Origin of the sequence: Nostoc cf. commune SO-36 (assembly GCF_023734775.1) — a bacterium.
GTDB lineage: Bacteria > Cyanobacteriota > Cyanobacteriia > Cyanobacteriales > Nostocaceae > Nostoc > Nostoc commune_A.
The window spans coordinates 2175136-2187109 of record NZ_AP025732.1; the positions used below are offsets into that span (position 1 = coordinate 2175136).

Below are 11974 nucleotides of genomic sequence, written 5' to 3' on the forward strand. Positions count from 1 at the left end.
CTAACTTTCTAGCTATTAGTTAAGCGCAATGAAAGGCGACGCAATTGACCCCGGATACTGGCATCAATAACCTGCGAACCTACTTTAATAATCACACCACCAATTAACTCGCTGTCTACCTTGGTTTCTAGTTCTACCTGACGAGCATTACTGATGGCAATCACTTTTTCGGTGATTGCCTGCTGTTGAGCTTCTGTGAGGGGAACGGCTGAAATTACTTCCGCTAATACGGTTTGATTCAGCTGCCGCAACAGCGCCAGATATTGTTGAAAAATCGATTCCAAGAATGCAATGCGGCGTTTGTCTACTAATATCAACAAAAAGTTGCGTAAGTAGGGGTTAGAGCTTTCACCGAGTATTTGTTTGATGAGAGCTTTTTTGTTCTCAGCCTGAATAAACGGGTTGCTGAAGAAGTTGTGTAGCTGTTTGTCTGCTCTGAGCAGTCCTAGGAAAGTCCGCGCATCTTCCCCGAACTCTTCTGTCAAATTTTTCGATTGCGCTATTGACAAAAGTGCCTGTGCGTAAGGTTGGGCTACTTCGGCTGCCGCTACCTGACTTGTCATACATTGCCTCCCAGTTGTGCGATGCTGCGGTCAATTAAACTTTGTTGAGCATCGTCGGCAATCCCACCTTTAAGTTGCGATTCGACTTTTTGCAATGCTAGTGCAGCAACTCGTTGCCGTAGTTGAGCGATCGCTCGATCAGTTTCGCTGTTTAAATCTGCTGCTGCTGTTTGTTTCAAGCGTTCTACGTCTTGCGCTGCCTTCGCTAACAAGGCTTCTTTCGTCTTTTGGGCGTTTTCTTGGGCAGATTGGCGAATGCGTTCTGCTTCTGCTTGAGATTGCTTCAACTGCTCTTGCGCTTGCGAAAGGGCAGTCTTTGCCTCTTTTAAGCGCCCTTCTGCTTCCTGAATTGCAGTGGCAATATTGGATTGTCGCTCGTTCAGGATATTGCTTAAAACTTTACGTCCGAAGTAGAATAATATGCCAACCAGAATCGCTAGATTGATCAGATTGGTTTCAAAAATGTCTAGGTTTAGACCGAAACCACCTTCTCCTGCGCCTTCTGCCAATTCAGAGTGAACAGCGTTCGCTTCTGCGGCAAGTAATAAGAATGTCCCCATGATACCCATTTACAAGTGCGCTGCTCGCTTGCTAATACGTTCTATTTTCCCGTAGGGGAATTAAGTATCTTTTCCCCGTAAGGAAATTAAGTATCTTTCCCTTAGAAGGGAAAAAGTGCCTTTTTTGACACTTGAATTTTGCGCTCTGGACTAGGGCCCAGTTGCGCGTATGCTTTCACAGAACCAGTCTAGTTAGTTTATCTAACTGGAGTTGGCCCCAATAGTTTTTCTAGAATCTGCCTGCTTAAAGCATCAACTTGTTGCTCTAAGGTGCGAAAAGCTTCTTGCTTTTGTTGTTCTATTTCAACAGAAGCTTGTTCTCGTTGAGACTGAGCTTCCTTTTGGGCCTCGGCGATTTTCTCGGCAGTAATTTTCTTAGCTTCAAGTTGAGCTGCTTCTACGGTAGCTTGCGATTGTCTGCGAGCGTCTGCGAGTTGTTGCTCATATTCGGTAGCCAAGCGCTCGGCTTTTGCCAAGCTTTCTTTCGCCTCAAGGGTATTCGTTCGGATATAACTATCGCGATCGTCTAGTACCTTGGTCAGTGGCTTATAGAAAATTGCATTCAACAAAGCTGCTAATAGCAGGAATTGCAATGCCATGAAGGGCAAGGTAGCATCGAAATCAAACATTTGTCTCCTCTTTGGCTGGAGTAGCAGTTTTCATGGCTAGCAACATCATCCAACCTTTCATTTTTTAGAGACCCATAGCCAACAAGGGTCAACTGAACATTAGAAATATTACGATACCCAAAATATTTTGATTGTAGAGGCGTGATGGTTCACGACTCCACACTCACAAAATTTTCAGGTATTAGCTGAAGGGGTTAGCAAACAGCAATACCAGGGCAATTACTAGACCATAAATAGTCAAGGATTCCATGAATGCCAAGGTTAATAGCAGAGTACCGCGAATTTTTCCTTCTGCTTCAGGTTGACGAGCAATACCTTCTACTGCTTGTCCAGCAGCGTTTCCTTGACCAATACCAGGGCCAATTGCAGCTAAACCAATCGCTAAAGCAGCAGCGAGAACTGAAGCAGCCTGAACTAATGGATCCATGTTGATTTTCCTTGCTTTGATTACAAAACTACAAAAGTACGTTAACGATTAGAAACGTGGTTTTCACGCTGCACATGAGTTCTTTCGATCGCGCTTTGCGATGTTTTGAGCGAATATGCTCTTGGAACTGTGCTATCAACTGAGAAGTTTAATGCTCCTCATGTTCATCTCCGCCATGCCCCTCCACTTGCCTCATGAATGTATGCTCCGGCGAGGGTGGCAAAAACCAGGGCTTGAATGGCACTGGTAAATAAACCCAAGGCCATTACAGGCAGAGGTACAAATAGAGGAACTAGCAGCACCAGCACCGCTACTACCAATTCATCCGCCAAAATATTACCAAATAGTCGGAAGCTTAGGGAGAGGGGCTTGGTGAAATCTTCGAGAATTGCGATCGGCAACAAAACGGGTGTTGGCTCTATATATTTCTTAAAGTAGCCTAAACCCCGCTTGCTAAAACCCGCGTAAAAGTACGCTAAGGAAGTTAGCAGTGCCAATGCAACAGTCGTATTGATGTCATTGGTGGGAGCGGCCAATTCGCCCGAAGGTAGCTTGATGAGCTTCCAGGGAATTAACGCACCTGACCAGTTCGATACGAAAATAAACAAGAACAATGTGCCAATAAATGGCACCCAAGGGCGGTACTCTTTCTCACCAAGTTGGTTTTTGGCCAAATCACGAATAAACTCTAGGGCATACTCCATCAAATTCTGGATGCCCTTGGGAATTCTTTGTGCATTGCGAGTAGCAGCTATTGAAGCCACTACTAGAATACTAATCACAAACCATGAGGTGAGAAAAACTTGCCCATGAATTTTAAGATTGCCCAACTGCCAGTAGAAATGATGACCTACTTCTAATGCGGCGAGGGGAAAAGAATTAAAGGCGTTTAAGACACTAAGCATTTGCATTCTTCAAGCATTTTCCCCAACGAGCGAGGATGGGATTACTATCTTTGTGAGCCTGATTTAAGAATCAGGAATGAACGCAATTTGCACCATATAGACGAAGAGCGTGGCTTTGTAAGTTAGAAATCCCAAAAAAATGGGCAGAATCTGTAGCTCACGCCATTGAGTTGCCACGATCATCACTCCAATAAACAGAGCAAAACGAGTTTTGCTTAGACTGGTTTTCTCACTACCGAGCTGCTCAACGTCTCTAGCCAACATTTTTAAGTAAACCACACCTGTACACGCCCCAATTAAATAATTTAGGGCAATGTTTAAGGAATAAAAAATCCACACAGAGATAAAAATAACCCCCGTCAAGACAAGCGTGATTAACAACAATCGCTGGAAGAGTTGATGGAACTCTTGCATAGAGTTACCTGATTCTGTATCTTCAGAACCAGTTTTAGCATCTTGTTGCGTTGTCGGAGTGGGCGCAATTGATTCGTCTGACAAGCTCACGGTACTTGAAACCAGTACAGTTAAATATGATGACTGCACATTCAGTCAGCTGAATCATATCACGATCCGGTAACAATACTTTAGGAAAAAACAATTAACTTCTTGGCAACGTTACACAGTCAGTAAAATCGCGCTCACAGAAGCGAGAGAGCGGTTGATGATGAGAGAGAGCGTATCGGTGAATAATTAATAAATGTTGCCTGAAAATTCAAAATTTCTTCCAATTCCAGTTTTTTTCAGTGAATAATTCTCCTCCAAAGTTTGAAGTAAGTTGGTGTCAATAAAATTAACTGGTGCAAGAGTTATCGTATGAACGTACCGCAAATCAGAAATTGTAGAGTAGCGGCAAGTCATCAAAGATCGCACCACTGCTAAATTCCAGAAAACTCCAACTTTTGGGATGTACAATACCCTGTTTCTTAGGTACTTTCCTAATTTACATTAATTTGCCAAAAGTGGTGATGCGCGATCGCTCTTCACCACGAGTATAAATTGACGAATCTTAACTTAGTAGCAACATGAAGTGTAATTAAACAGGTGTCAATAAAATCAGCTGTTGCTGAAGAAGCGTTCTAACTCCATCCAATCCCAGTTGTCCATCTGCCAAAATCTCCGCAACTTTTGAATTACCATCACACTTTTGCATAAATTCAAACTCTGGTACAGATAAATTAACAATCTGGTAATCGTAATTAAAGAAACATTGGCTGGGAAATCCTTCAATACAAGGATTAAGTTCGGGAATCGCTGCTAATAGGGCGTTATCGTCTGACCAGTCGGACTTAATTAAGGGAGGACGACCGAGGAAAAATTCGTAATGAGTTACTTCTGGATCTAGTAATTCTATCAGGCGGTAAACCTGGCGTTGTCCTTGCCCGCCGCAGGCATCGCTCAAATCTTTTGCCCGTTCTAGTAACTCTGGTGCTTTGCCCAAAAGTCGCTCTAAATCCCAGAAACTCGGATTAGAGAAACCAATAAACTCCAATCCCGAAGCATCTATTAATTCAAACAGCGTCTCAATGTTGTAGTCAATTTCTTGGGGATGAACGTACATATCCGCAAAGTTTTCATCTTTGTGGTTTTCTAATGACCAACGTTGTTTATCGTATTTGACAAGTCGGTTATTTTCTGGTAAAGAAGCAAATATTTGTCGTCCGACTTGGACACCATCGCGGTAGTCGCCTTTTTTGTCACCTTGAAGAAGTGCGATTGCTTTTTGCATGAGTTGAATTTCCCAGCGTCCCAACTCCCCATACACAAAAATGTGCATCAAGCCACCTGGGGCTAACTTCTGCGCCAAAGCTTGAATACCGCGAATGGGATCGGAGGTATGATGCAAAACACCAACACAGTTGATTAAATCAAACTCACCCGGTAACTGTTCCACATCAAACAAGCTGAGGTGATGAAACTCAACACGGTTAGCCCCAGAACGTTGACAACGTTCTTTTGCTACAGCCAAAGCGCCAGTACTGAGGTCAATTCCCACAACCGAAGCTTGAGGATTAAGGTGAACCAAGTACTCTGTACCCACACCAGTACCGCAACCTGCATCTAAAATCCGAATATCTTGCTTTTGGGGTTTTTGACCTGTGCAGAAGTTATGAGCAGCTAGCCAATTCCAGCGCCAGTTGTAGCCTGGAGGTGGTTCATCCAACAAGGCTTCTGGCGGAAAGGGGTAGGTATTGTAGAGTTTGGCAACAGCAGCACTAACGGTTTGGGAATCGGACATAGTAAGTAAATCTTGGGGCAATTCTGAGTTTATCGAATATTTGTTGCTCACAGCCAAGAAGTTTTACCACCCGTTTTCAGGAAGTTGAGCTAAACTGGTTTGTTATATAAATTTTACATTTGTCAATTAACAAATGGTTGATCATCAGATGTCAATACACACATTTTTTAATAGCGTCTAATATGGATTTGAGTGGTTTGATGCTTTGACTGATTTTAAAACCTTTGTAGAAACTAGCAATTGGCAATCTCTAGACCAAGATTCATACATCTAATCAGCAACGCCATAATAGTAAGAGAACTCCACAGAATAATTGATCCTATGATAAGAGAAAGATAAATTCAGTGTGCAGTCTAGCTCATGTATCCAAAATCTATCATTCAACTCACCGCGCACCTAAAATCTCTGTACATCAAAACAGCGAAAAAACTCAAGGGAAGTGACCGAAGACAATTCATGGCAGAAGTAGTCAAAGGTTTGGGAATAGGTGGACAAACTGTGGCGGAAAGGGAGTTGGGATGGAATAGGCGCACTATCCGTAAAGGGATGCAGGAGTTAGAGAGTGGTCAGCCTTTTATTGATGGTTTCAGGCGTAGTGGACGCAAGCGGGCTGAAGCAAAATTATCAAACTTGTTGAGGGATATAAAATCGTTAGTAGACCCACAAAGTCAAACTGACCCCAGTTTTAAAAGTATACGTTTGTATACACGCATGACGGCAAGCGAAGTCCGTCGTCAACTAATTGAACAATTTGGTTACACAGAGGAAGAACTACCTTCATCAGAAACAATTCGACGAAAATTGAATGATTTAGGCTATACCTTAAAAAGAGTTCTGAAAACCAAGCCTATCAAGAAAATTCCCGAAACAGAAGCGATTTTTGAACAAGTTGAACAAATTAATAGTGAAGCTGACAATGACCCTCATACTCTGCGAATTTCCATTGATGCTAAGGTAGCAGTTAAGATTGGAGAATTTGACCGTGGGGGTAAAAATCGAATGCCAACCATCTCAGTAGACCACGACTTCCCGACGGAGATAACTCTGATTCCCTACGGCATTTTTATACCTGAATACAACGAGTTATTTTTATTCTTTGTTTCTTCCAAATTAACCGCTGATTGTATTGTTGATTTGCTTGAAAGCTGGTGGCAAACTGTCAAACACAGATTTGCTCATATTCAAAAACTGGTGATTAATCAGGATAATGGACCTGAAAATAATTCTCGCCGCACTCAATTTATGAAGCGGATTGTAGATTTTGGTACATCATCTCAACTGACGTTACAACTTGCTTATTATCCGCCTTATCATAGCAAATATAACCCGATAGAACGTTGTTTTGGCTGGTTAGAACAGCATTGGAATGGTAGTTTACTTGACACTGTTGAGACTGTACTGAATTTCGCCCAAACTCTCACATTTAAGGGTAAAAATCCGGTGGTCACATTGGTAGAAACAGTTTATTCTACAGGAGTTAAACTTACTACCTCCGCTATGGCAGAAATTGAAACACAGATTCACCGCCTCCCCAATCTCAGAAAATGGTTTGTAGAAATTTTTGCTAAACCCACATAGCTATTGGATCATTTTTTTTGTGGAGTTCTCTAATGGTATTTAGTTAAAAATGCTTTTTTGGTTTTGTATATCTTCTATACGTGATTAATCAGGTGTATCTAACAAAATTTCTAGTCGCTATCAGCGCTATTGAATCTTAGTACACCAAGTTTCCAGTACCTTGCAACTGACGCAAAGAATTTACACATAATGGACAGTCGCAGCCAAATACTCTAATTGCAGCATCGCTTTCCTCTTCAGTAAAGTTTAACATGGCAACATTCTCATCTGACACTGATGTGACAATAGTTGAGGAACGTGCAGAGGTGTAGGGTTGCTTTCTTTCTGAATCTCGAATACACACAAAATCGTTTCCACCATGTGGGTTAGTGATACAGGTACGACCATCTTCTGTGTGCAATAATCGCTGTGTAATACTACCACTAGCATGGGCAGGGTTAAATGCTACCAGCGTAGACATCATCGACACAAAGATTGAGGAAGTGGAAAGCAAATTTAGAAGAATTTTTTTGTTCATAGATTTCCTTGAAAAAATGTTCTACTAGTTTAGGGTATTCGATTAACTTTCAAACTTCAAGTGAATTTTCCCTAAGAATAGCTAGCTTGATACTTGTTACTCAATAAAGTTCCATTTTTACTCAGTTTTGTTACAAATTATTTGCTACAGCATAATTCAGTAATCAACAGGTTGATGTCTAGCTTTGAGACGCAAGTTGTGTACTTGAGCAGATTTAATCAACTGTATATTGCCAAGATGGTGATTGTTCGCTTGATGTAAGTATAAAAGCTTAATCAAATTAAATCTCGTAATTAGCGGCTCTAACCCTCCAAATTTTTATGCAGAGAGATAAATTGCTGACTCCGAACAAAAGTTATATTTTAGATTGTTAGATGTAATTGATAACTGCTAGAGCTAGCTTTATAAGATTAGAAATATTTATTGAAACCAAAAGATAGTGTAAATGTTTAGCAATATTTTTGATATAGATTCTCGTTCTTAAGTGATTAACTTGTAAAAAGTCATTTTTTTAATTACATTTGTAAAAAGGCTTATATATCAAGTAATTTAGTAGCCTGTATATAAAAATGAAGCAGAAAGTACATTCAGAATCTTCAAATTGTTGCAACTGTGAACATGACCATCACGAGAATCATAACCATGTTCATAATCACAATCATGATGATAATCATAACCATGATCACAATCACGATCACGGCGGAGAATTCAATCTGAAAAATGAGGTATTATCTTTAGTAGCGATTTTAAGTATATATGCGCCAGGTGTAATTTTTGAAAATCAATTACACAATACATTCTATTCAATAGGTGAATATCTGCTTTTCATCCCTGCTTATTTATTAAGTGGGTGGAGTGTTTTAAAAACTGCTGGACGTAATATACTTAGAGGTAGAGTATTTGATGAAACCTTTTTGATGACAGTAGCGACACTAGGCGCGATCGCAATTCATAAATTACCCGAAGCTGTCGGAGTAATGCTATTTTATAAAATTGGTGAATTGTTTCAGGATATTGCCGTCAGTCGTTCTCGTAATTCCATCAAAGCGTTATTGGAAGTCCGCCCAGATTATGCCAACCTTCAAACAGCAGGAGAACTAAAAAAAGTATCGCCAGAAACAGTAAATATTGGGGATATTATTATTGTCAAACCCGGAGAAAAAATTCCTTTAGATGGTGAAATTATAGATGGTAATTCGCAAGTTGATACATCCGCATTAACTGGAGAATCTGTACCGCGAACGGTGAGGTTGGGAGAAACAGTTTTGGCTGGGATGATCAATAAAATGGGTGTGATCAGTATTAGAGTCACAAAACTCTTTGATGAATCTTCCATTGCCAAGATTTTAGATTTGGTGCAAAATGCCAAAAGTAAAAAAGCAGAAACAGAAAAGTTTATTACTAAATTTGCGCGATATTATACGCCAATAGTAGTTTTGACATCTTTAGCTGTTGCAATATTGCCTCCTTTATTTATTGCGGGTACAACTTCTTCAGAATGGCTTTATCGCGCCCTAATTTTACTAGTTATATCCTGTCCCTGTGGACTCGTTATAAGTATCCCATTAGGTTACTTTGGAGGCGTGGGAGGTGCAGCTAGACGAGGAATCTTGGTTAAAGGTTCTACTTTTCTAGATACTTTAAATGCGGTCAATACCGTTGTCTTTGATAAAACAGGAACTTTAACTAAAGGTGTATTTAAAGTAGTAAAAATAGTACCATTAAATGGTTGGAATGAACAAGAATTACTGCAATTAGCGGCCAAAGTAGAATCACACTCAAATCACCCCATCGCGCAATCTATCTGCAAGGCTTATGGTGGAAAAATCGATGAATTTGAGATGAGAGATTATGAAGAAATAGCAGGTTATGGAATTAAAGCTAAATTTGAAAATAGGGTAGTGATAGCGGGAAGCGATCGCTTATTACATAAAGAGAAAATTGCTCATGATAATTGCCAGTTAGAAGGAACAGTTATTCATCTAGCAATGGATAATATTTACGCTGGGTATATTGTCATTGCTGATGAACTGAAAGAAGATGCTAGAGAGGCTATTCAAGCACTCAAGAGAATGGGTGTAAAAAGAACAGTCATGTTGACAGGAGATAATCAAGCGATCGCATCCTGTATTGCTCAACAGCTAGGCATAGATGTTTACGAAGCAGAGTTATTACCAGAAGAAAAAGTTAATGCCATTGAGAAGTTACTCAGCACCGCCGGTAAGCATGGTAAAGTTGCCTTTGTAGGGGATGGCATTAATGATGCGCCAGTGATTGCTAGAGCGGATGTTGGCATGGCGATGGGCGGCTTAGGCTCAGATGCCGCAATAGAAACTGCCGATATTGTAATCATGACAGATGCACCATCAAAAGTTGCAGAAGCAATACAAATCGCCAAAAAAACTCGCAAAATTGTTTGGCAAAATATTGGATTTGCTTTAGCAATTAAAGGTGTCTTTATTGGATTGGGTATTTTTGGTATAGCGACAATGTGGGAAGCTGTATTTGCTGATGTCGGAGTCGCAATGCTGGCAATTTTAAACGCAACTAGAGCGATGAAATAAAATTTTTGGAAAATCGGGATTCTGTAATTGGGAAATTGTAGTAATTATTGAAGAGTAAGGCGTGGCTTATTTTACACTTTTCACTCATAAGCTGCTACCCAAAATAGAACCTATGAATTTATCAATCAACGGCATTGCTACAGCTACTTTAGCTTTACTGCTAAACTATTCAGCCAACCCAGCCTTTGCACTACCGCAGAAAATCAATCATCCAATTACTGTTGCTAAATTGCAACCCTTAGAAGATCGTTTAATTGTTCCTGGGGAAAGAGTTAGCCCGATAACACGCACAACTACCAAGCAGGATTTAGTTAAACTGTTTGGTGCATCTCATCTCGTTGATAAAACTATCTCTGGTGCTGAAGGAATGGGTAGTTTTGCAGCTACTCAGGTAAACCTCAATCAGGGGCGAACGCTCTTAGTAGTTTGGAGTGATAATACTCGTACTAAACCTTTAGATGTGCGTAACCTGGGTTCAGCTTGGAAAACCCGCGAAGGTATCGGTGTTGGAACCCCTTTGAGCGAATTACGTAAGAAGTTAGGTGATTTTAAACTCTATGGATTGGCATGGGATTACGGCGGCACGATTTTGTTAGATAGTAGCAAATTATCCCACTATCAAGGCAAACTCATTTTACGAGTAGATACGGCTCCCAATGCTTCTGAAAAGTTTCCCAATGACTACCAATCAGTGTCTGGAGATGCTACTTTTTCCTCCAGCAATCCCCACTGGAAACCTTTGGGAATTAGGTTAGCAGAAATTATTGTTGTACTGAACCCAAGTGAGTAGACTGATATTTCAATACGGTTCAGTTAAGGCTAAAATTTTTTATCCAAGTCAATTTTTTTAACGTAGACGCTTGGCTTGCCGCAGGCTACCACAGAGACGCAGAGAACACTGAGAGAAGAAAGAAATGTTGAACTGAACTGTATTAGCTTATATTTCATTTGAACCTCGCACATTCGATGGAAAGCTTTGACGATCTCCGCCTCTCTGACTAGATGTACGCCCCTATCCATGTATTTTTATAAGCTAACAGCTATACCTGAGTTCCTATAGCTAGCCGTATTCCCCAGAATAAGATTAAAGTTGCGATCGCAAGCCAGTCACGCCCTTTTAATCGTAAGTCGTGCCACTGCACTCTATGCTCATTAGGACTGGTAAAACCACGCACCATCATTGCATTCGCCATTTGATCGGCTCGTAAAAGCAGATTTTCTAACAATCTCTCTGCTACTGTCATCCAAACCTTAAACCCTCCTTTCAATCCCAGCTTTTTCCAATTAATTGCCCTTGTCATGACGGAGCGAAATAAGTTTTGCACTTCTTCTAAAACTAAGGGAATAAAGCGCAAGGATAGGGTTAAAGTTAAAGCAATTTCTGTGACAGGTAACTTAAAGCGTCGCAGTGGTTGCATTAAACTTTCTATACCAGATGTAATTTCTTCTGGTGCGGTTGTTAGCAGATATAGGTTGGTGCTGTAAATTACGGTAAATATAAGTGTACTCAGGCGTACTGCCAAATCCAAAGAGCGGCGAGTTACTTTGACTGGGCCTTTGTGAAATAGCACATAGCTGTATTTCTTATTACTTACTTGCTCTTGAACAACATTATTGGAGTTTGGTGGCTGGGTTAATATTTGTTCATTAGCTGGCAGGCGTGGTTGATAATCTACTCCCATTGCATCAGGACTTATGGCTGCGATCGCTAATACAAAAAACGATAACATTAAGAGCCAACCCATTTGCTGCTGCCATACTCGTCGAGGAATTCTCGCAATTAAGGTTGCAAGAATCAATACTACCACCAGCAGCACCCGCCAAAAATTGTTAGCTAAAACATAGCTGGTTAAAAAGCTCATCAACCAGGCGAACTTAACTCGCGGATCGATTTTATGCAGCCAAGTTTGAGGTTGTTCTAAATAAAGTCCAAGTGGCAGCGATCGCAATAAATCCATTTTAAAATTGGGAGTTAGGAATGAGGAGTTTGCAGTT

Annotated in this window: 11 protein-coding genes and 1 pseudogene; 3 read left to right on the forward strand and 9 right to left on the reverse strand. The window is 40.7% G+C overall.

Annotated elements, in window-relative coordinates; all coding sequences use genetic code 11:
• Positions 1-8 precede the first annotated feature (8 nt).
• The 7 genes and pseudogenes from atpH to ANSO36C_RS09590 all read right to left on the reverse strand — a co-directional run bounded on the left by atpH (position 9) and on the right by ANSO36C_RS09590 (position 5320).
• The gene (atpH, locus tag ANSO36C_RS09560; RefSeq protein WP_251959336.1) at positions 9-563 is read right to left on the reverse strand and encodes an ATP synthase F1 subunit delta; all 555 of its coding nucleotides are present in this window, start codon (positions 561-563) and stop codon (positions 9-11) included.
• Complete coding sequence (locus ANSO36C_RS09565; RefSeq protein ID WP_190940135.1) at positions 560-1132, reverse strand: F0F1 ATP synthase subunit B; 573 nt, start codon at positions 1130-1132, stop codon at positions 560-562. The genes atpH and ANSO36C_RS09565 overlap by 4 nt, the downstream gene beginning before the upstream one ends.
• 188 nt (positions 1133-1320) lie before the next feature.
• On the reverse strand, positions 1321-1752 hold the full coding sequence (locus ANSO36C_RS09570) for a F0F1 ATP synthase subunit B' (protein WP_100899338.1): 432 nt from the start codon (positions 1750-1752) through the stop codon (positions 1321-1323).
• A 181-nt stretch (positions 1753-1933) separates the two neighbouring features.
• Entirely contained in the window at positions 1934-2179 is a 246-nt protein-coding gene (gene atpE, locus ANSO36C_RS09575) for an ATP synthase F0 subunit C (protein WP_251959337.1), read from the reverse strand.
• 148 nt (positions 2180-2327) lie between these two features.
• Positions 2328-3090: pseudogene (gene atpB, locus ANSO36C_RS09580) on the reverse strand (F0F1 ATP synthase subunit A).
• 57 nt (positions 3091-3147) lie between these two features.
• Entirely contained in the window at positions 3148-3588 is a 441-nt protein-coding gene (locus ANSO36C_RS09585) for an ATP synthase subunit I (protein WP_251960290.1), read from the reverse strand.
• 529 nt (positions 3589-4117) lie between these two features.
• Positions 4118-5320 (reverse strand): class I SAM-dependent methyltransferase, encoded by a 1203-nt coding sequence (locus ANSO36C_RS09590; RefSeq protein ID WP_251959338.1) that lies wholly within the window; start codon positions 5318-5320, stop codon positions 4118-4120.
• A gap of 378 nt (positions 5321-5698) precedes the next feature.
• Here ANSO36C_RS09590 and ANSO36C_RS09595 point away from each other — a divergent pair, with 378 nt between their 5' ends.
• The gene (locus tag ANSO36C_RS09595) at positions 5699-6898 is read left to right on the forward strand and encodes an ISAzo13 family transposase (RefSeq protein ID WP_251960248.1); all 1200 of its coding nucleotides are present in this window, start codon (positions 5699-5701) and stop codon (positions 6896-6898) included.
• 136 nt (positions 6899-7034) lie between these two features.
• On the opposite strand, the gene ANSO36C_RS09600 is transcribed toward ANSO36C_RS09595, so the two are convergent.
• Positions 7035-7415, reverse strand: a complete 381-nt coding sequence (locus tag ANSO36C_RS09600) for a hypothetical protein (RefSeq protein WP_251959339.1) — start codon at positions 7413-7415, stop codon at positions 7035-7037.
• Between the two features lie 569 nt (positions 7416-7984).
• Between ANSO36C_RS09600 and ANSO36C_RS09605 the strand changes: the two genes are divergently transcribed.
• On the forward strand, positions 7985-9979 hold the full coding sequence (locus tag ANSO36C_RS09605) for a heavy metal translocating P-type ATPase (protein ID WP_251959340.1): 1995 nt from the start codon (positions 7985-7987) through the stop codon (positions 9977-9979).
• Positions 9980-10091: 112 nt separating this feature from the next.
• Complete coding sequence (locus ANSO36C_RS09610; protein WP_251959341.1) at positions 10092-10769, forward strand: hypothetical protein; 678 nt, start codon at positions 10092-10094, stop codon at positions 10767-10769.
• Between the two features lie 250 nt (positions 10770-11019).
• On the opposite strand, the gene ANSO36C_RS09615 is transcribed toward ANSO36C_RS09610, so the two are convergent.
• Positions 11020-11937: an energy-coupling factor transporter transmembrane component T family protein gene (locus ANSO36C_RS09615; protein ID WP_251959342.1), complete on the reverse strand. Its 918-nt coding sequence runs from the start codon at positions 11935-11937 to the stop codon at positions 11020-11022.
• Positions 11938-11974 lie beyond the last annotated feature (37 nt).